This window comes from Intrasporangium sp. Soil_C_50, from assembly GCF_057656595.1.
The window spans coordinates 704,162-723,346 of the sequence record NZ_JBDGKB010000001.1; the positions used below are offsets into that span (position 1 = coordinate 704,162).

The 19,185-nt window shown below is 72.5% G+C and carries 19 protein-coding genes and 1 tRNA gene; 10 read left to right on the plus strand and 10 right to left on the minus strand.

The window, feature by feature from the left end:
- The first annotated feature begins 101 nt into the window (after positions 1 to 101).
- Entirely contained in the window at positions 102 to 176 is a 75-nt protein-coding gene (locus tag AC3A5R_RS03310) for a 50S ribosomal protein bL37 (protein ID WP_369791897.1), read from the plus strand.
- Positions 177 to 272: 96 nt separating this feature from the next.
- On the opposite strand, the gene rsrA is transcribed toward AC3A5R_RS03310, so the two are convergent.
- The 4 genes from rsrA to AC3A5R_RS03330 are packed head-to-tail and all read right to left on the minus strand — an operon-like array spanning position 273 to position 2,981.
- The gene (rsrA, locus tag AC3A5R_RS03315; protein WP_487619344.1) at positions 273 to 560 is read right to left on the minus strand and encodes a mycothiol system anti-sigma-R factor; all 288 of its coding nucleotides are present in this window, start codon (positions 558 to 560) and stop codon (positions 273 to 275) included.
- A complete protein-coding gene (locus AC3A5R_RS03320; RefSeq protein ID WP_487619345.1) occupies positions 557 to 1,456 on the minus strand; it encodes a sigma-70 family RNA polymerase sigma factor in 900 nt (299 codons plus the stop codon). Before AC3A5R_RS03320 ends, rsrA begins: the two co-directional genes overlap by 4 nt.
- Before the next feature lie 14 nt (positions 1,457 to 1,470).
- Positions 1,471 to 2,136 (minus strand): alpha/beta hydrolase family protein, encoded by a 666-nt coding sequence (locus AC3A5R_RS03325; protein ID WP_487619346.1) that lies wholly within the window; start codon positions 2,134 to 2,136, stop codon positions 1,471 to 1,473.
- Entirely contained in the window at positions 2,133 to 2,981 is an 849-nt protein-coding gene (locus AC3A5R_RS03330) for an SOS response-associated peptidase (protein ID WP_487619347.1), read from the minus strand. The genes AC3A5R_RS03325 and AC3A5R_RS03330 overlap by 4 nt, the downstream gene beginning before the upstream one ends.
- Before the next feature lie 187 nt (positions 2,982 to 3,168).
- Between AC3A5R_RS03330 and AC3A5R_RS03335 the strand changes: the two genes are divergently transcribed.
- The 5 genes from AC3A5R_RS03335 to AC3A5R_RS03355 all read left to right on the plus strand — a co-directional run bounded on the left by AC3A5R_RS03335 (position 3,169) and on the right by AC3A5R_RS03355 (position 7,668).
- Complete coding sequence (locus tag AC3A5R_RS03335) at positions 3,169 to 3,708, plus strand: DoxX family membrane protein (RefSeq protein WP_487619348.1); 540 nt, start codon at positions 3,169 to 3,171, stop codon at positions 3,706 to 3,708.
- Positions 3,709 to 3,829: 121 nt separating this feature from the next.
- Complete coding sequence (gene aroA / locus AC3A5R_RS03340) at positions 3,830 to 5,161, plus strand: 3-phosphoshikimate 1-carboxyvinyltransferase (protein ID WP_487619349.1); 1,332 nt, start codon at positions 3,830 to 3,832, stop codon at positions 5,159 to 5,161.
- The gene (gene rsgA, locus AC3A5R_RS03345) at positions 5,158 to 6,189 is read left to right on the plus strand and encodes a ribosome small subunit-dependent GTPase A (RefSeq protein WP_487619350.1); all 1,032 of its coding nucleotides are present in this window, start codon (positions 5,158 to 5,160) and stop codon (positions 6,187 to 6,189) included. Before aroA ends, rsgA begins: the two co-directional genes overlap by 4 nt.
- Positions 6,190 to 6,291: 102 nt before the next feature.
- Positions 6,292 to 7,131 carry a histidinol-phosphatase gene (hisN, locus tag AC3A5R_RS03350; RefSeq protein WP_487619351.1) on the plus strand — a complete coding sequence of 280 codons (840 nt, stop codon included), beginning with the start codon at positions 6,292 to 6,294 and terminating at the stop codon, positions 7,129 to 7,131.
- Positions 7,132 to 7,134: 3 nt separating this feature from the next.
- Positions 7,135 to 7,668: an N-acetyltransferase family protein gene (locus AC3A5R_RS03355; RefSeq protein ID WP_487619352.1), complete on the plus strand. Its 534-nt coding sequence runs from the start codon at positions 7,135 to 7,137 to the stop codon at positions 7,666 to 7,668.
- A gap of 87 nt (positions 7,669 to 7,755) precedes the next feature.
- Here AC3A5R_RS03355 and AC3A5R_RS03360 read toward each other — a convergent pair whose 3' ends face one another.
- Complete coding sequence (locus tag AC3A5R_RS03360) at positions 7,756 to 9,189, minus strand: M16 family metallopeptidase (protein ID WP_487619353.1); 1,434 nt, start codon at positions 9,187 to 9,189, stop codon at positions 7,756 to 7,758.
- Positions 9,186 to 10,493 carry a M16 family metallopeptidase gene (locus AC3A5R_RS03365; protein WP_487619354.1) on the minus strand — a complete coding sequence of 436 codons (1,308 nt, stop codon included), beginning with the start codon at positions 10,491 to 10,493 and terminating at the stop codon, positions 9,186 to 9,188. The genes AC3A5R_RS03360 and AC3A5R_RS03365 overlap by 4 nt, the downstream gene beginning before the upstream one ends.
- A 175-nt stretch (positions 10,494 to 10,668) precedes the next feature.
- Between AC3A5R_RS03365 and AC3A5R_RS03370 the strand changes: the two genes are divergently transcribed.
- Both AC3A5R_RS03370 and AC3A5R_RS03375 read left to right on the plus strand, forming a co-directional pair.
- Positions 10,669 to 11,205 carry a hypothetical protein gene (locus AC3A5R_RS03370; protein ID WP_487619355.1) on the plus strand — a complete coding sequence of 179 codons (537 nt, stop codon included), beginning with the start codon at positions 10,669 to 10,671 and terminating at the stop codon, positions 11,203 to 11,205.
- A 134-nt stretch (positions 11,206 to 11,339) separates the two neighbouring features.
- Positions 11,340 to 13,058 carry an aminotransferase class V-fold PLP-dependent enzyme gene (locus AC3A5R_RS03375; RefSeq protein ID WP_487619356.1) on the plus strand — a complete coding sequence of 573 codons (1,719 nt, stop codon included), beginning with the start codon at positions 11,340 to 11,342 and terminating at the stop codon, positions 13,056 to 13,058.
- A 98-nt stretch (positions 13,059 to 13,156) separates the two neighbouring features.
- On the opposite strand, the gene AC3A5R_RS03380 is transcribed toward AC3A5R_RS03375, so the two are convergent.
- Positions 13,157 to 13,348: a hypothetical protein gene (locus AC3A5R_RS03380; RefSeq protein ID WP_487619357.1), complete on the minus strand. Its 192-nt coding sequence runs from the start codon at positions 13,346 to 13,348 to the stop codon at positions 13,157 to 13,159.
- Between the two features lie 186 nt (positions 13,349 to 13,534).
- Here AC3A5R_RS03380 and AC3A5R_RS03385 point away from each other — a divergent pair, with 186 nt between their 5' ends.
- Positions 13,535 to 13,963, plus strand: coding sequence for a MarR family winged helix-turn-helix transcriptional regulator (locus AC3A5R_RS03385; RefSeq protein WP_487620112.1), 429 nt, complete (start codon positions 13,535 to 13,537; stop codon positions 13,961 to 13,963).
- A 10-nt stretch (positions 13,964 to 13,973) separates the two neighbouring features.
- Here the strand turns inward: AC3A5R_RS03385 and AC3A5R_RS03390 are convergent, their stop codons facing one another.
- Positions 13,974 to 14,336, minus strand: a complete 363-nt coding sequence (locus AC3A5R_RS03390) for a hypothetical protein (protein ID WP_487619358.1) — start codon at positions 14,334 to 14,336, stop codon at positions 13,974 to 13,976.
- 226 nt (positions 14,337 to 14,562) lie between these two features.
- Between AC3A5R_RS03390 and AC3A5R_RS03395 the strand changes: the two genes are divergently transcribed.
- Complete coding sequence (locus AC3A5R_RS03395) at positions 14,563 to 15,771, plus strand: IS481 family transposase (protein ID WP_487619359.1); 1,209 nt, start codon at positions 14,563 to 14,565, stop codon at positions 15,769 to 15,771.
- A gap of 32 nt (positions 15,772 to 15,803) precedes the next feature.
- Here AC3A5R_RS03395 and AC3A5R_RS03400 read toward each other — a convergent pair.
- A tRNA-Met gene (locus AC3A5R_RS03400) sits at positions 15,804 to 15,880 on the minus strand.
- Positions 15,881 to 16,071: 191 nt separating this feature from the next.
- On the minus strand, positions 16,072 to 19,089 hold the full coding sequence (locus AC3A5R_RS03405) for a UPF0182 family membrane protein (RefSeq protein ID WP_487619360.1): 3,018 nt from the start codon (positions 19,087 to 19,089) through the stop codon (positions 16,072 to 16,074).
- Positions 19,090 to 19,185: the final 96 nt, after the last annotated feature.

The window sequence follows — 19,185 nt, forward strand, 5'->3', positions numbered from 1 at the left end:
CTGAACCCCTGCGGATTCGGCACCGCGTCCCGCGTGTGGGAGACTTGCTGCCTCATGCCCGTTGAGGGCAGCACCCCAGAAGCATCCACGAGGAGACCCCGATGAGCAAGCGCGCCCGCAAGCGTCGCTCGCGCAAGGGCAACGCCGCCAACCACGGCCGCAAGCCCAACGCCTGAGCCTGAAGACGTCGAAAAGGCCCACCTCCCGGACGGGAGGCGGGCCTTTGTCGTTCCCGGGTGACCTCAGGGGGGGTCGGACGCCGGCGAGTGCCGCTACTTGCCGCGCTCGACGGTGATGACCGTCATCGAGATGCGCGACATGATCGTCGTGCGCAGCGAGTCGGGGGCCTCCTCGCGACCGCACGAGCGCTTGATGAGCGCCTTGAGCGTCGTGTCGAGGTCGTACTCCTTGAGGCAGGGGCCGCACTCGTCCAGGTGCGCCTGGATCTTGGCGCAGTCCTCCGGGCCGAGCTCGCCGTCGAGGTACTCGTAGACCCGCAGCAACGCCTCGGAGCAGTCGGTGCGCCCGCTGTCCCCACCGGTGGTGTCGTGGTGGCTCATGACCCGGTTCCTTCCGTGCCCGGGCGGCCGCTGCCGGCCGCCCCGCTCGTCGCGCTGGAGGCGCCGGCCTGGGCGAAGCCCCGTCCGGCCGCGTACTCGGAGAGCAGCTCGCGCAGCTGGCGCCGACCGCGGTGCAGGCGGCTCATCACGGTGCCGATCGGCGTCTCCATGATCTCGGCGATCTCCTTGTAGGAGTAGCCCTCGACGTCGGCGAAGTAGACCGCGAGGCGGAACTCCTCGGGGATCGCCTGCAGGGCCCGCTTGACGTCGCTGTCGGGCAGGTGGTCGAGCGCCTCGGCCTCGGCCGAGCGCAGCCCGGACGACGAGTGGGACTCGGCACGGGCCAGCTGGTAGTCCTCGATGTCGGACGCGTCGGACTCGAGCGGCTGGCGCTGCTTCTTGCGGTAGCTGTTGATGTAGGTGTTGGTGAGGATGCGGTACATCCACGCCTTGAGGTTGGTACCCGGGCGGTACTGGTGGAAGGCCGCGTACGCCTTGGCGAAGGTCTCCTGGACGAGGTCCTCGGCGTCGCTCGGGTTGCGCGTCGTGCGCAGGGCGGCGCTGTAGAGCTGGTCGAGCAGCGGCATCGCCTCGCGCTCGAAGCGGGCGCGGCGCTCCTCGGAGGTCTCGGCCTTGACGTCGACGGACGCGTCTGCGAGGGCCTGGGCCTCGGCGTCGGTGTGCGCGTCGGTCTGGGCGTCGGTCTCATCGGGCCCCGGCGCACCGGCGCCGGGCTCCACGAGGCCCAGCGGGGCCGTCGGGTCGGTCTGCTTGTCCTTAGCCATCGCCTCCCAGCCTAGTCGCGCCGGGCGGGTCGTCACGGCCGCGCCGGTGCGGCGGCCCTGGGAGGGCAGGCCGGACGGGCGCTCAGGCGCGACGCAGGGGCTGGGAACCATGCCCCGTGCAACGGTCACGCGCCGGGGAGCATTCCCGCGATCCGGGTCAGCTCGTCGACGAGCCGGGCCCGCGACCCCCCGGGGAAGCTGTGCCCGCCGGGCACCTCGACGAGCGTGGCCCCCGGCGGCAGGTGCGGGCGCACCTCTTCCGGCGTGCCGAAGGTGTCCCGGGTGCCCTGCACGACCCACGTCGGGTCCGGGGCGAGGGCGAGCTCGTCGGCGCGGAGCCGGTCGGGCCGCCCGGGCAGGTGCAGCGGGAAGCTGAGCAGCAGGCCGGCGTCGGCACCGAGTGCGGCCGCCGTGCGGCAGGCGACCCGGGCACCGGCGCTGCGGCCGCCGACGACGAGCGGGCGCGGCAGGCGTCCACGCCCGGTCAGCAGCGCCTCGACCACCGGCACCCAGGCCTCGTCGAGCGTCGGGGGGCGCCCGGCGATCTTGCGGCCCGCGACGAGCCACGGCTGCTCGACGAGCGCCACCGCACGCCCCGACGCCACGAGGACCGCGCGGGCCACGGTGAGGTCGAGTGCCCCGAGGCCGCCGCCGGCGCCGTGCCCGAGCACGACGGTCGCGCCCGCCCCGGCCGGGCGCCACACGTGGACGCGTGCGGGACCCTGGGGCGTCGCGACCTCACGGACGCGGGGCCGCACTCCCCCGACGGCCGCGTCCAGCGCTCCGGTCACGACCCGATCACCTCACCCGTCATCGGGTCGAGGACCCCGACGAGCTCCTCGGCGGGTGCACGGTCGAGCAGGTGCGGCCCGTTGTTCGCCGTGGCCCCGACGCCGCGGCCGATCGGGTAGGCCTCGAACCGGCCGGGGCTCGCGAACTCGAGCACGCCCTGCACGTAGTCCGGGTCCTTCTCCGCCGGGTCGAGCCAGCGCTCCCACTGGTCGGGCTCGAGGACGAGCGGCTGCCGGTCGTGGATGCGGTCCATGCCGGGGTCGGCGTCGGTGGTGATGATGGTGAACGTCGTGAGCCACGCGTCGGGGTCGCCGTCGGGGCGGTCGCGGTCGCGCCAGAACTCGTAGAGGCCGGCGAACCCCACCTTCTCGCCGTCGGCGCGGTGGATGAAGAACGGCTGCTTGCGCGGCTTGCCCTTGGCGTCGACGGCGGTGGGCGAGGCCTGCCACTCGTACCAGCCGTCGGCCGGCACGATGCAGCGCCTGGACAGGGCCGCCTTGGCGAAGGCGCCCTTGCCGAGCACCGACTCGGCCCGCGCGTTCGTCATCCGCAGGCCCATCTTGACGTCCTTGGCCCACGACGGGACCAGACCCCACGTCAGCAGGCGCAGCTGACGCGTCGGAGCGGCGTCCGCGTCGGGCTCGCCCTCGGCCGGACGCGGCGTGCGCGTCAGCACGACGGGCGCCTGCTTGGAGGGGGCCATGTTCCAGTCCGGCTCGCCGGCGGGAGGGCTCTGCGGGTTCTTGAGGATGCTGCGCGCCGGCTCGCCGGTGTGGTCCTCGTCGACGTCGAAGGCCTCGACGAGCTCGTCAGGCCGGGCGCTGGCGGCATACCTCCCACACATGCGGCCCAGCCTAGGTCCACCCGGCGACGCACGACCGGCGTCGGACCACGCGTGTGCGGCCGGCGCCGCGGACGCGTCCAGGGGTGGGCATCGGGCGTGCCGCCTTGGGTATGTCGCTACCGTAGGTCCCACTGGTCCACGATGGCCGCGGTCCGTCACGCACGGCCCCGGCCGGAGGAGGAAGGTCATGATCGTCCGCCGTCTCGCTCGTCCCCTGCTCGCGTCCGTGTTCATCGCCGCGGGGGTCGATGCCCTGCGCAACCCGTCCGCGCGCACCGACCAGGCGGCGCACCTGCTCGAGAAGGTGCCGGACCAGGTACCGGGCGCCGACAAGGTGGCCCGCGCGGCCAAGGACCCCGACCTCGTCGTCCGGGTCAACGGTGCCGCGCTGCTCGGCGGCGGCCTCCTGCTCGCCACCGGCCGCCTCCCCCGCCTCGCCTCCACCGTGCTCGCCGCCTCGATCGTGCCGACGACGGCGATCGAGCACGCGTTCTGGGAGGAGACCGACCCGGAGCGCAGGGCCGCGAGCCGCAGCCTCTTCCTCAAGAACGTCGGCCTGCTCGGCGGCCTGCTCCTCGCGGCCGTCGACACGGAGGGTCGCCCCGGCCTCGCGTGGCGCGCCCAGCACGCCACCAGGACCACCCGCCGCGAGGCGCGTCACGCCAAGGCAACCGCCGCGCGCGAGGCCCGCCTCCTCGCCCATCGAGCCCAGGACGTCGTGAGCTGACTTGAGTCCCGCTGATCCCCTCCCCGAAGAGCACCTGCAGTCTCACCCGCACGACCTGCACGACCCGCACCACGCGCACGAGGCTCAGCCGGCGCGCGGCGGCACGGCGACCAGCACCCTGGTGGCCGACCCGCTCGGCGACTGGGAGGCGCCGACGGCGCCCGGGCCGCTCGACGCGACGGTCGTCCTGCCCGGCAGCAAGTCGCTGACCAACCGCTACCTCGTCCTCGCGGCCCTCGCGAGCGACCGGTCCCGCCTCCGGGCGCCGCTGCGCTCGCGCGACACGCTCCTGATGGCCGACGCGCTGCGCAGCCTCGGCGTCCGCCTCGACGACGTGCCCGCCGAGGGCGACGCCACGCCGGGCGCGGTCGACGACTGGCTCGTCACGCCACCCGAGACGTTGCGCGGCGGTGGTCGGGTCGACTGCGGCCTAGCCGGCACGGTCATGCGTTTCCTGCCCGCCGTCGCCGTGCTCGCCGACGGCCCGGTGCTGCTCGACGGCGACCCACAGGCCCGGGTGCGCCCGATGGGCCCGGTCGTCGACGCCCTGCGCGCCCTGGGGGCCGACATCGACGACGCCGAGGGCCGCCTGCCGATCACGGTGCACGGTCGCGGCGGGCTGGCCGGCGGCAGCGTCACCATGGACGCCTCGATGTCCTCGCAGTTCATCTCGAGCCTCCTGCTCGCCGGCGCGCGCTACGACGACGGCGTCACCGTGCACCACGACGGCAAGCCCGTACCGAGCGAACCGCACATCCTCATGACCGTCGAGACCCTTCGCGACGCGGGGGCGATCGTCGACGACAGCGAGCCCAACACGTGGCGCGTCGAGCCGTCGGAGATCAACGCCCTCGACGTGTCGGTCGAGCCGGACCTGTCCAATGCGGGGCCGTTCGTCGCCGCGGCGCTCGTCGCCGGTGGCACGGTCCGCGTGCCCGGGTGGCCGCAGCACACGACCCAGGCCGGCGACATGCTCCGCGAGATCCTCGACTCGATGGGCGCCGACGTCCGGCTCGACCGCACCGGCCTCACCGTGAGCGGCGGCGACGAGCTCGCCGGCATCGACATCGACCTGCACGACGCCGCCGAGCTGACGCCGACCGTCGCGGCGCTCGCCGCGCTCGCCTCGAGCCCGACGTGGATCCGTGGTGTCGCGCACATCCGCGGCCACGAGACCGACCGCCTCGCCGCGCTGACGGCCGAGCTGGGCGCGCTGGGCAGCCGCGTCACCGAGACCGAGGACGGCCTGCGCATCGCCCCGGCGAGGCTGCACGGTGGGCGGTTCCGCAGCTACCACGACCACCGCATGGCCACCGCGGGCGCCATCATCGGCCTGCGCGTGCCCGGCGTCCGCGTCGAGGACATCGGCACCACGCGCAAGACGCTGCCGGACTTCGTCGGTCTCTGGCAGGGCATGCTCGCCGGCGCGGCGCCCGTGGTGCTGCCCCGATGAGCTGGCGGGACCTCGACGAGGGCGACGTCCGCGTCCGCCCCAGCCGCAAGGGCTCGAGGCCCCGCACCAAGGAACGTCCGGCGCACGCCGACGCCGTCGTGGCGATGGTCATCGGCATCGACCGGGGCCGCTACACCTGCCTCGTACCCAAGGGCTCGCTCGGCAAGAAGGAGCCCGAGCGCGTCGTCACCGCGATGAAGGCCCGCGACATCGGCCGCACCCGGGTCGTCGTCGGCGACGACGTCGCGCTCGTCGGTGACCTCGCCGGCGGACCCGACGCGCTGGCCCGCATCGTCCGCATCGAGGAGCGCCGGTCGGTGCTGCGACGCACCGCCGACGACACCGACCCCTACGAGCGCATCATCGTGGCCAACGCCGACCAGCTCGTCATCGTGACGGCACTCGCCGACCCCGAGCCGCGGCCGCGGATGGTCGACCGGTGCCTCGTCGCCGCCTACGACGCCGACCTCGAGCCGCTCCTCGCCCTGACCAAGGCCGACCTCGTCGACCCGGGGCCGTTCCTGGCGAACTACGCCCCGCTCGAGGTCGAGCACGTCGTGACGGCGCGGACGGCCGACGACTTCACGGGGCTCGAGGAGCTGCGCGAGCGGCTCTCGGGCCGGGTCTCAGTGCTCGTCGGGCACTCCGGCGTCGGCAAGAGCACGCTGGTCAACGGGCTCGTGCCCACGGCCATGCGCGCCACCGGCGACGTCAACGACACGACCGGCCGCGGGCGGCACACCTCGACCAACGCCGTGGCGCTGCGCCTGCCCGACGACGACGGTTGGGTCATCGACACCCCGGGCGTGCGCTCCTTCGGGCTCGCGCACATCGACCCGAACCGCATCATCGACCACTTCCCCGACCTCGCCGAGGGCACGGCCGAGTGCCCACGCGGCTGCACGCACGACGAGGAGGAGTGCGCCCTCGACGCGTGGGTGGCCGACGGTCACGCGGGCCCGGCGGGTCCCTCGCGGCTCGCGTCGCTGCGCCGGCTCCTGTCGAGCCGCTCCGGTGAGGAACGCTGAGCCGCAGTCGTGCTCGCACCCTCGGCACGTCGGCTCGCCCCGCCCGACGCCCCGGCGCGGGCTTGCCCACCGCACGACCCCGCCGCAGGCTAGGTTGAGCCGGTGACCTCCTACGACGACGACCTCCGCCTGGCCCACGTGCTCGCCGACGCCGTCGAGCGCGTGACGCTGGGCCGTTTCCGAGCCGCCGACCTCGTCGTCGAGAGCAAGCCCGACCTCACCCCCGTGACCGACGCCGACCGCGCCGCCGAGGAGCTCGTCCGCTCCCAGCTCAAGCGCACGCGCCCGCGCGACGCCGTGCAGGGCGAGGAGTTCGAGACCACGGGACACGGGCCGCGGCGCTGGGTCATCGACCCCATCGACGGCACGAAGAACTTCGTGCGCGGCGTGCCCGTGTGGGCCACGCTGATCGGCCTCGTCGTCGACAACGAGCCGGTCCTCGGCGTCGTGTCCGCCCCCGCCCTCGGCCGCCGCTGGTGGGCCGCCGTCGGCAGCGGGGCCTGGACCGGCCGCTCCCTGGCCTCGGCCAGGCGCATCGGCGTCTCGCAGGTGGGACGCCTCGGCGACGCATCGCTGTCCTACTCCTCCCTGTCCGGGTGGCGGGTCCGCGGGCGCCGCGACGACTTCCTCGACCTCATGGACGACTGCTGGCGCACCCGCGCCTACGGGGACTTCTGGTCCTACATGCTCGTCGCCGAGGGCGCCGTCGACATCGCCGCCGAGCCCGAGCTCGCGGTGCACGACATGGCCGCCCTCGTCGCGATCGTGCAGGAGGCCGGCGGCCGCTTCACCGGCCTCGACGGCCGCCCCGGCTGCTGGAGCGGCAACGCCGTGGCCACCAACGGGCTGCTCCACGACACGGTGCTCGAGCGCATCGGGATGCCGTCCGAACAGCACGCGGAGCGCGATGCCCATCGCGGCGCGGGCACCGAGAACGGCTGAGCCATGGGCCTGCTCGTACGACAGGCGCTGCCCGCCGATGTGCCGGAGCTCGCCGCCGTCGCGGCCGAGACCTTCGGGCTCGCGTGCCCTCCGAGCATGTCGCGCGAGCGGGTCGACGCGTTCATCGTGGACGTCCTCTCGCCCGAGCGGTTCACCGAGTACCTCGCCGACCCCGCCCGGCACCTGCTCCTCGCGGAGGACGACGGCACCGCGGTCGGGTACGCGATGCTCGTGGCCGGCGAGCCCGCCGACGACGAGGTCCGGGCCGCGATCAGGCACCGTCCGACCGTCGAGCTGAGCAAGATCTACGTGCTGCCCTCCTCGCACGGCGGCGGCACGGCGTCACGCCTCATGGCCGAGTCGATCGGCTGGGCCCGCTCCACCGGCGCCGCCGGCATCTGGCTCGGGGTCAACCAGCAGAACGAGCGGGCCCAGCGCTTCTACGCCAAGAGCGGTTTCGAGCGCGTCGGCGCCAAGCGCTTCCTCGTCGGAGGTCAGTACGAGGACGACTACGTGCTCGAGCAGCCGCTCGCCTGACGCCGGGCGAGCGGCTCCCGGCAGGTGGGTCCGCCCGGTCGCCCCCGCCAGGGTCGGTCCGCCCGGTGGCCCCCGCCAGGTGGGGCCTCAGCGGGCGGCGTCGCGCACCACGGTGACCTCGCCGAGACCGAGCCCGCGGATCGCGTCGAGGTGCGCGTCGGCGTCACCGACGAGGACGATCGTCCATCCCGCACCGGGGCCCTCGCCCGTGATCCCGGCCTCGGCGGCGAAGCGCCGGAACGCGGCGTCGACGCGGGCGGCGTCGACGGTGGCGAGGTCGCGGAGGTTCTCGGTCGTGAAGGCCGTGGTGCGCCCGTCGAGCGCCATGCCGACGGCCTCGTCGGCGATGGCGTCGGCGGTGGCGTAGCGCCCGGGCGCGGTCTTCGAGATGAAGTCGACGCCGGAGCGGATCTCCTTGTCGCTGAACCCGGTCGAGCCGCCACCCAGGATCTCCAGCAGCGTGCGAACGGCGTCCTCGGTGGAGTCGGAGCGCACCGAGCCGGTCGTGAGGAACAGGCCGCCCCGGCGTCGTGGACGGAAGCTGGACCGGATGCCGTACGTGTAGCCCTTCTCCTCGCGGAGCACGGCGTCGACGCGCGCGTTCGGTGACCCGCCGAGGACGAAGCCGAGCACCGGGAACGGTGCCCAGCCGCCCTCGACCGACCGGTCTGGTCCGGGAGCCCCGACGACGAGCTCGGTCTGCACCGAGCCGGGCCGCGACACGAAGACGACGCGAGAACGGTCCCCGGCCAGGGTGGCGGCGGTGTCGAGGAGCCTGCCCCGCTCGCGCGGCCCGTGCTGCCAGCCGCCGAGCGCGACCTCGACGAGGGCGGGCACGTCGAGACCCCCGAGGTCGCCGGCGACGACCATCGTGACGCCGGCAGCGACGACGTGCTCGGCGTGGAAGGCCACGACGTCGTCGCGGGTGATCGCCGAGACGGTCTCGCGGGTGCCACCGGTGGGGCGGGACGCGCGGTCGTCGACGTCGTAGAAGGTGCGGACGAACTCGAGGATCGCCCGATGGGCGGCCACGGAGCGTTCCTGCTCGATCTCCGAGAGCCGGGTGCGCACCTGGCGCGCGACCTCGGACTGCGGGAAGACCGGCTCGGTGAGGATCTGGCGCAGCAGGTCGAGGGCCGGCTCGAGGTTGCCCTTGACGACGTCGAGGTCGACCGACAGGCCGGCGTCGGACAGTCCCGCGCCGAACCCGACGCCCTTGCGCTCGAGCAGGCGCGCGAACTCGTCGGCGGTGTACTGCTCGGTGCCCTCGTCGAGCGTGCGCGCCATGATCGTCGCGACACCCTCGCGGTCGCGCGGCTCGTCGCGCAGCGACACCGGCAGGCCGAGGCGGACCGACAGGACGTACTGGCCGGGCACGTCGTAGGTGACGAGGTGCAGGCCGTTGGGCAGGTCGTGGGTCACCGGCTCGGGGAACGTCCACGGCTGGGGTGGGTCGACGGTCGGACGCGCGACGGTGCTGGTGGGGTCGACGCTGGTGGCGTCGGGGGTGGGAGTGCTCATGCCGCCGCCTCCCCTTCGTCGCCCGCAGTGGCCCCGGGTTCGGCGAGGTAGCGCACGACGGCCCGCGACTCGGGGGCGAGCCAGGCGGCCGTCACGGCACGGACCTCGTCGGGGGTCACGGCCCGCACGTGGTCGACGAACGCGTTGACGTACCCGGGGTCGCCGGTCAGCAGGGCGTGGTGGCTGATGTGGTCGGCGCGCTCCTCGATGCTGGCGAGGGCGCTGAGCCACGAGCGCTCCGTGTCGGCGACGACCGACTCCATCTCCTCGGCGTCGGGGCCGTGCTCGGCGAGCGCGGTGATCTCCTCGCAGAGGACCTCCTCGATGCGCTCGACGTCGGCCCCCTCGGCGACGTCGACGGTGAACGCACCGAGCCCGACGCCGTCCACGAGCCCCATCGTCCAGCCCCCGACGGCCACAGCCGTCTCGTCGCGCCGCACGAGGCGCCGGATGAGCCGCGAGCTCGCAAGGCCGCCGAGCACGTCGACCGCGACCTGGCACGCGTGGTACTCGGGCGTGGTGTCGACGGGCAGGCGGAAGGCGACGTAGAGGCGGTCGTTCGGCACGTCGCCGACGCGGTCGAGGCGCGCCGGCGCGGAGAGCGGGGCCAGCTGCGGCAGACGCGGCCGCTCGTGCAGCTCGATGGCGGGCAGGTGGCCGAAGTACCGCTCCGCCGCGGCGAACCCGTCCTCCGGCGTCACGTCGCCGACGAGCGTCAGGACGGTGTTGTTCGGGCCGTAGTGGGCGCGGAAGAAGGCGTGGACGTCCTCGACGGTCGCGGCGTCGAGATCCTCCATCGACCCGATCGTCGGGTGGTGGTAGGGGTGGTCGGCCGGGAACGCCGTCGCGTAGATGTCGATCAGGGCCGTGCCGTACGGGACGTTGTCGTACCGCTGGCGCTTCTCCTCCTTGACGACGTCGCGCTGGTTGTCGAGGTTCTCCTGGTTGACGGCGTCGAGGAGGTAGCCGTGGCGGTCGGCCTCGAGCCAGAGTGCGAGGTCGAGGGCGCCGGTGGGGACGGTCTCGAAGTAGTTCGTGCGGTCGAACCACGTCGTCGCGTTGAGGCGCGCCCCTTCGTCCATGAGCGCCGAGAAGTGCTCTCCCGACGCGACGTTGCGGCTGCCCTGGAACATCAGGTGCTCGAAGAGGTGGGCGAAGCCGGTGCGTCCGGGCGCCTCGTGGCGTGAACCGACGCCGACCCAGAGGTTGACGGCGACGTTGGGCACGGCGTGGTCCTCGCTGACGATGACGCGCAGGCCGTTGGCCAGCGTGTGCTCCGCGAGCGGGTAGGAGATCGACGTCACGCGCTCGACCCTATGCGACAACTTTTGCGAAGTCGTTATCGGTCCTGGCCGCATCCGGGCACCGCGGGGCGCCCCGACCCGCCATGATCTGCTGGCCGACCGCGCACGCCGCCGTCGGGGCCGCGACGCGGCCACCACCAGGGGTCACAACTTTCTCCATGAGGAGCGATTCACCATGCCCGAGCAGCCCACCTCCGACGTGACGCCGTCGGCGCCCGACGCGCCCGCGACGCCCGCGGCGCCCGCCACGCCCGACGCGCCCGCCACGGCCGGCACCCCCGCCACCACGCCGGACGGCGCGCCGGCGACCACGCAGCCCGCTGCCCAGCCTGTCCCGCCGGCGCCGCAGGGCGCCGAGGCGCCGAAGAGCACCTCCGGCTCGGGCTCGAAGCGCAAGAAGATCCTGTCGGCGCTCGGCACGGTCGTCGTCCTGCTCGCCGTGAAGTTCGGCCTGGGCTACATGCTGGCCGACGACCCGACGCACGGCGTCGCCGTCGGCCAGTGCGTCGCGGCGGACGGTTCGGACGACTTCAAGCAGGTCGAGTGCAGCTCCGCCGACTCGCTCGGCAAGGTGACCTTCGTGGCCAAGGACGCCGAGACGTCCGAGAAGGCGGCGCTGGACCTGTGCGACCAGCACGGCGCCAACAGCGCGTACACGGCGGCGGACAGCACCGGGGGCAAGGGCACGGTCGTCTGCGTCAGCGGCAAGTAGCGAGCGCGGCAGCCCCACCGGCTGCACGCTGGGCGCCTCGGCCTCCGGGGCGCCCAGTCGTCTGTCCGGCACCACATTCCAAAACTCATGGTTATGCTTTGCCGGTTTAGCATGACTCAGAGTATGGTTACTGCATGAACGGCACCACCAACGAGTCATCCGAGTCGCTGCTCGCGACGATCCGGGCCTCCGTCATCGGCGACGACCAGGTCATGGTCGGGCCCTACGGCCCGCGCCGCGTCACCTATGCTGACTACACGGCGTCAGGTCGCGCGCTGTCGTTCATCGAGGACTTCGTCCGCGACGAGGTGCTCCCCCGATACGCCAACACCCACACCGAGAGCTCCGGCACCGGCCTGCAGACGACGCGGCTGCGCGAGGACGCCCGGCGAACCATCCGCGACGCGGTGGGCGGCGACGACGAGACCGTGGTCGTCTTCGCAGGGTCCGGCTGCACGGGCGCCATCGACAAGCTCGTCGGCATCCTCGGGCTGAGGGTGCCGTCCAACTTCGAGGACCGTTGGCACGCCAGCGATCTCGTGCCCACCGACCAGCGCCCGGTCATCTTCATCGGCCCCTACGAGCACCACTCGAACGAGGTGATGTGGCGCGAGTGCGTCGCCGACGTCGTCGTCATCCCACAGGACCTGGACGGCCACGTCGACCTCGCGATCCTGCGCGCCCGGCTCGAGCAGTACGCCGAGAGGCCGGTGCGCATCGGCTCGTTCTCCGCGGCGAGCAACGTCACCGGCATCGTCACCGACACCGATGCCATCTCGACGCTCCTGCACGAGCACGGCGCCCTCGCCTTCTGGGACTTCGCGGCCGCCGGGCCGTACGTCGACATCGAGATGTACGGACGCGGTGGTCGTGGCGTCGCCGGCGATCTCGCCCACAAGGACGCCATCTTCCTCAGCCCGCACAAGTTCATCGGCGGGCCGGCCACGCCGGGCGTGCTCGTCGTCCGCCGCGAGCTGCTCACCAACCGCGTCCCCGACGTCCCGGGCGGCGGAACCGTGGCCTACGTCAACCCCACCGCGCACGACTACCTCGCCGACCCCGTCCACCGCGAGGAGGGCGGCACACCGGCCATCGTCGAGTCGATCCGCGCCGGGCTCGTCTTCGCACTCAAGGAGGCCGTCGGGGTCGACACCATCCGAGCCCGCGAGGACGTCTTCCTCAGGCGAGCCGTCACGGCCTGGACGCAGGAGCCGGCCATCGAGATCCTCGGCAACCTCGACGCCGAACGGCTGTCGATCGTCTCGTTCGTCGTGCGCGCCCCGGACGGCCCGTACCTGCACCACAACTTCGTCGTCGCGGTGCTCAACGACCTCTTCGGCATCCAGTCGCGCGGCGGCTGTTCGTGCGCCGGGCCCTACGGCCACCACCTGCTCGGTATCGACCTCGAGCGCTCGCAGGAGTTCGAGCGCGAGATCGGGCGCGGCTGCGAGGGCATCAAGCCCGGGTGGGTGCGCATCAACTTCAACTACTTCATCTCCGACGCCGTGGCGGACTACGTCATCGAGGCGGTCCGCCTCGTGGCCCGAGACGGCTGGCGCCTCCTCGGCGACTACTCCTTCGAGCCCGCGACGGGGCTCTGGCGCCACCGCAGCGGCCCGGTCGAGCCGCCGCTGCGCCTGCGGGACGTCTCGTTCGGACCCGAGGGCCTGCGCTACCCGCGGCACGCGGACCGGCTCGGCGAGGAGGCCCTGGAGCAGCACCTCGCCGAGGCACGACGCGTCCTCGCCGACGCGCGCCCGGTGACGTGCGACGCGGGCAGCGTCGACGTCGACTTCGACCACCTGCGCTGGTTCGAGCTGCCCGCGACGAGCCTCGTCACCAGCCGCACCTGAGAGCACCCGCGACCACCCCAGGGACCCGCGGACGGGACGGGCGACGACGCGTCAGGCCGCCGCCAGCGCGACGCGTCGCGCGGCGTCGGCGCGGGTCGTCAGCGCGGGTCCCCGCCGCGGGTGGCGGCAGCCGCGGCCTCGCGCGCGGCCCGCTCGCGGCGCAGCCGCTCCTTCGGGTCGTTGCTCTCCCCGAGCTGCGCCGGGCCGAAGATCGACAGCCCGAACATGCGCAGGGCGTAGCCGACGCGGTAGGCGAGCGACAGGCGCCCCCTGCGGGAGGATCGCGGCATGGAGGACCACCTCGGAAAGATCGTTAGTGCACTGATGATTAGTGCACATACTATCCTGTCCGGAGAGCCACGAGGACAGGAGACGCTGTGACGGCACCCGAGCACGACGCCACCCGCACGGAGCGCCCCGGGGCCACCACGACGCCAGGGACGTCGGGTGGCTCGGAGCCGCACTCCCCCGACGACCTGCTCCGCCTCGACCAGCAGGTGTGCTTCGCGCTCGCGGTCGCGGCGCGCAACGTCATCGGTCTCTACCGGCCGGTGCTCGAGCCGCTCGGGCTGACCCATCCGCAGTACCTCGTCCTGCTGGCGCTCTGGGAGCGGGCTCCCCTGACGGTCAAGGAGATCGGCGACCTGCTCAGCCTCGAGCCGGCGACCGTGTCCCCCCTCGTGCGCCGACTCGAGGGTGCCGGGCTCGTGCGCCGCGACCCGCATCCCACCGACGACCGGGCCCTGCACGTGACGCTGACACCGGCGGGGCGAGGCCTGCGCGAACAGGCCCTCGGCGTGCCGCCCCAGGTCATCGCTCGGCTCGGCATGGACGTGTCGCAGCTGCAGGAGCTGCACCGCTCGCTCACGACGGTCATCGCTGCGGCGCGCGCCGCCCAGGACTGACCAGCGGCCCTCAGGCGACCGGCAAACCCCGGATGTTGCGCGCCGCCGCCTGCAGCCCCAGCAGCAGCGGCGCAGCCAGACCCAGGCAGAGCATGCTGAGCAGGAGCGCGAGCAGCACGTAGCCGACGACGACCGGACGCGTGCCGTTGGGGTAGACGGTGTCGGTGGCGGTGGGACCCTCGACCCACGGCATGGGGACCGCGCGCACGAGCGTGCCGCGCATCGGGCGCCCTCCCGGGAGGATGCCGACGGCGCTGCCGACGACGCGTGACCCGAGGCCCGGTCGGGCCGGACCCGTTGCGCCCGGCGGGGCGCCGACGGACGGGTCGGACGTACCGGGACGGTCGAGGTCGCTTCGCTCGTCAGGTGCCACGGGTGAGGGACGCCGGACGCCGCCGACCGGTTCCCCGTCACGGAAACCCCGGTGGACCGGAACGACGAAAGCCCGGACCAGATGGTCCGGGCCTTCGTCTCGCCTGACGCGATTGGTAGCGGGGGCAGTGTCCAGTCTCAGGACATGCGCGACAGGTGTCTCAAGACATCGGCGACACCGTGTCTCGGGTCATCGGCGACAGGGCGGGCGCGGCTGATGCTCAGCCATGTCGAAGGCGCGTCTGGTGATCACGGCCCTGCTCACCGAAGGTCAGACCGTGGCCGAGGTGGCCGCCCGGTACGGGGTGCACCGTTCCTGGGTGTACCGCCTCAAGGGCCGCTACGAGCAGGAGGGTGAGGCGGCGTTCGAGCCCAGGTCACGCCGCCCGCTCACCACCCCACGTGCCATCCCCGACAGCACCGTCGCGCTCGTGCTGGCGTTGCGCAAGGACCTGACCGACGCGGGCCTCGACGCCGGCGCCGACACGCTGTGCTGGCACCTGCGCCAACACCACCACCTCGTCATCTCCCGGGCCACGGCCCACCGCATCCTGGTGCGCCATGCCGCCGTCACGCCGCAACCCGCCAAACGGCCGAAGTCCTCCTACATCCGGTTCGAGGCCGAGCAGCCGAACGAGACCTGGCAGTCCGACTTCACGCACTACCGCCTCACCCAACCGGACGGGCGCCCCGGCACCGACGCCGAGATCCTCACCTGGCTCGATGACCACTCCCGCTACGCCCTGCACGTCACCGCCCACGCCCGGATCACCGGGGCGATCGTGCTGGCCAGCTTCACCGCCGCGGCGGCCGAGCACGGGCACCCCGCCTCGACCCTGACCGACAACGGCATGGTGTACACCGTCCGGTTCGCCGGCGGCCGTGGCGGCCGCAGCCAGCTCGAGGCCGAGCTGCGCCGGCTGGGGATCACCCAGAAGAACTCCCGCCCCAACCACCCCACCACCTGCGGGAAGGTCGAACGCTTCCAGCAGACCCTGAAGAAGTGGCTCCGCGCCCAACCCCAGCAGCCGGCCACCATCGCCCAGCTGCAGGCCCTGGTCGACCTCTTCTGCAGTCTGTACAACCAGCACCGACCGCACCGCTCGCTGCAGCACCGCGCCACCCCGCACGCCGCCTACACCGCCCGTCCGAAGGCCGGCCCCGGCGACCGCAGCAGCGACACCCACGACCGCGTCCGCGTCGACCGCGTGTCCAAGACCGGCAACCTCACCCTGCGCCACAACGGGCGCCTGCACCACATCGGCGTCGGCCGGACCCACGTCGGGACCTACGTCCGGCTCCTGGTCCAAGACCTCGACATCACCATCGTCGAGGCCGCCACCGGCGAGATCCTGCGCGAGCTGACCCTCGACCCCACCCGCGACTACCAGCCACAACACCACAGAAAAAACAACAGTGGCCCTACGTTTCCGTAGGGCCACTGTCGCCGATGTCTTGAGACATCACATGGTAGCGGGGGCAGGATTTGAACCTGCGACCTCCGGGTTATGAGCCCGGCGAGCTACCGAGCTGCTCCACCCCGCGTCGGTATGCCTTAACCCTAGACGACTCCCCCGGGAAAGACCAAATCGGCCTGCTGACGCCCCTGGGACCGCCCGTCCGCGCGCCACAGAATCGCTGGTCGAAGACGGAACGGCACTGGGGCAGCACCCGAATCAGGTGCTGCCCCAGTGCTGTTCGCCTCAGACCGGCTGCGCCGTGAAGGGCGTGGCGCCTCAGGGACTCTTCGTCGCGGTGCTCTTCGGAGCGGCGGCCGCCGCCCGCTGCAGCGCCTGCTCGAGACGCGTCTGTGCCTGCCCGTAGGCCGCGAAGTCGCCACGCTTGAGCGCCGCCTCCCCCTCGGTGTAGGCCGCCTGGGCGTCCTTGATCGCCTGGGCCAGCGCGGCAGCGTCGGGCGTGCCCGTCGGAGCCGGCTGTGACGTCGTCGGGTTCGGCGTCGACGTGCCGGTGGGCGTCGGGGTCGGCGTGCTGCCGGTGCCCGGCGTCGACGGCGTGTTCGTGCCGGTGTCACCGGCCGACGCGCCCGACTGCCCCTCGAAGAGGTCGTTGAGGGCGAGGTCGAGCGATCCGGCCCAGGCGATCTTGTTGCCGAACGAGACGGCGACGGCGACGAGGCGCGGGTAGGAGCCCGACTGCGCCTTGGCCTGGGAGTAGATCGGCTGGACGTAGAGCAGGCCGCCACCGACCGGCAGCGTCAGCTGGTTGCCGAAGATGACCGAGTTGCCATTCGAGTTCGTCGTGCCGATGTACTGCGCGAGGGTGGTCGGCAGCTCCGGGTCCTTGGAGGACACCGCCGAGCTGCGCATGGCGTTGTACACCTGGCCCGGGCCGTTGACGGTACCGCCCGTGGTCTCGAGCAGCCGCATCGTGCCGTACTGGGGTGACTTCTTGCCGGCCTGCGAACCGGCGTCGCCGTCGACGGCGAGGAAGCCCGACAGGACGTTCCGGTCGCCGGTCGGCATGAACGTCGAGGTCAGCGAGAACGCCGGGCTCGACTGGCCGGGCATGGCGAGCGAGAGGTAGTAGGGCGGCTGGACGAACTCGGTCTGCGACGGGTCCTCCGGCACCTGCCAGAAGTTCTGGCCGCCGTAGAAGGAGTTGGCGTCGTTGTCGTGGTACTTCTGCAGCAGCTGCCGCTGGACCTTGAAGAGGTCCTCGGGGTAGCGCAGGTGCTCCATGAGCGAGCCCTTGATGTCGGACAACGGCTTGACCGTGCCCGGGAAGATCGACATCCAGGCCTTGAGGATCGGGTCCTTCTCGTCCCACTGGTAGAGCGTGACCGAGCCGTCGTAGGCGTCGACGGTGGCCTTGACCGAGTTGCGCACGTAGTTGACCTGACCACCCTGCACGGCGCGGACCGCGGTGCGCGTGCTCGTCACGGCGTCCTCGGTGGCGGCATCGAGGGTCGTCGTCTGCGAGTAGGGGTAGTTGGCCGAGGTCGTGTAGCCGTCGAGGATCCACAGCACCCGGCCGTCCACGACCGCCGGGTAGGCGTTGCCGTCGAGCGTCAGCCACGGGGCGACGCGCTGCACGCGCTCGCGCGGCGTGCGGTAGTCGAGGATGCGGGAGTCGTTCGTCACGGCGTCGGAGAGCAGGAAGTTGATCTCGCGGTACTTGATCGCGTACGCGAGCCGGCGCAGCCCGTCGAGCTGGACGCCGCCCGTGCCCTGGTAGGCGTACTGGATCTGCCCGGTGCCCTTGGGGTCCGGGTAGTCGAACTCCTTCTTGCCACCGCCGACGATCGAGTAGTCGGGCGAGTACTCGCCGAAGTAGATCCGCGGCTCGTACGTGCCCAGGGCGCCCTGGGTGCCGATCTGGGACTCGAAGAACGTCGGTGCGCCGTCGTCGTCGCGGGTGTTGCCCTTGGCCGCGACGACGCCGTAGCCGTGGGTGTAGACCGTGTGGTCGTTGAGCCAGTTGCGCTGTCCCTCGGGCACGCCGTTGAGGTCGAGCTCGCGGGCGGCGATGACGGTGTCCTGCGACTTGCCGTCGATCTTGTACCGGTCGACGTCGAGGACGTCGGCGAACTGGTAGTAGCCCTTGCTCGCCTCGAGCTGCTTGAACGTCGGGCTGACGATGTTCGGGTCGATGAGGCGGATACCGGGGACGGTGGCGGCGTCGCTGCGCAGGGCGTTCGGCTGCGCCACGGTCTTGGTGTCGTAGGGCTCGACCTTGATCTGGTCGAAGCCGTACGCCGCCCTCGTCGCCTCGATGTTGCGTTGGATGTACGGCACCTCGAGCGACTTCTCCGACGGGCGCACCTTGAGCGACTGGATGAGCGCCGGGTAGATGCCGCCGACAGCCACGACGATGACGGCCAGCACCGCGACGCCGACGACCGGCAGGCGCCAGGACCGGGTCCAGATGACGGTGAGGAACATCAGCGCGCACATGACGGCGGCCAGCGCGAGGATCCCCTTGGTCGGGATGTCGGCGTGCGCCTGCGTGTACTGGATGCCGGTGACCTTCGTGCTCTGCGCGGTGGCCAGGTTGTAGCGGTCGACCCAGAAGGCGACGCCGCGCACGAGAACGAGGGCCGCGGCAATGACCGACAGGTGCACCCGGGCCGCCTGCGTCGAGCGCATCTTCTGGCTCGCGACGATGCCGCCGTAGAGGTAGTGCGTGAAGGCCGCGGTGATGAAGCCGATGACGAGGATCATCGTGAGGAACGCGATGACGAAGTTGATCCACGGCAGGTCGAAGACGAAGAAGCCGACGTCGAGCCCGAACTCGGGGTCGGTGGTGCCGAACGGGGACCCGTTGCGCCACAGCAGGAAGGTGTCCCACTGCGTCGCGGCGGACAGGCCGGCGAAGAGGCCGATCGCGAGCGGGGCCGCGACCGTCGCGGTGCGCCGCATCGGCTCGACGAGCTGGCGGTAGTGCTCCATCGCCTGGGTGTCGGGGGATGGCGCGTAGATCGGTCGCGTGCGGTAGGCGACGTGGATGCTCGACCACACGACCGCCGCGGTGAGCAGGCCGCCGAGGACGCCGAGGACGACCTTGGTCACCAGCTGCGTCGTGAAGACCGAAGAGAAGGAGACCGACTGGTACCAGAGCACCTCGGTCCAGAACTGGGCCGCGATCGCGAGGACCACGACGAGGGCCCCGGCCACGACGAGCGCGGTGACCAGCGGCCGCCGCGCGGGCGCCAGCGTCGGGCCGTCGGGACGCCGCGGCGGGCCCGCGTCGTCGTCGAAGTTGCGGGGCGGTGGACCGAAGTTGCTGTCGCTCACGTGGAGTTGCCTCGGGTGCTGGGGCGGGCAGGGCGGTCGGGCGGGTTCGGCTCCGCCGACGGCAGCGGCCGGGGCCGCCAGCCAAACCATAACCCG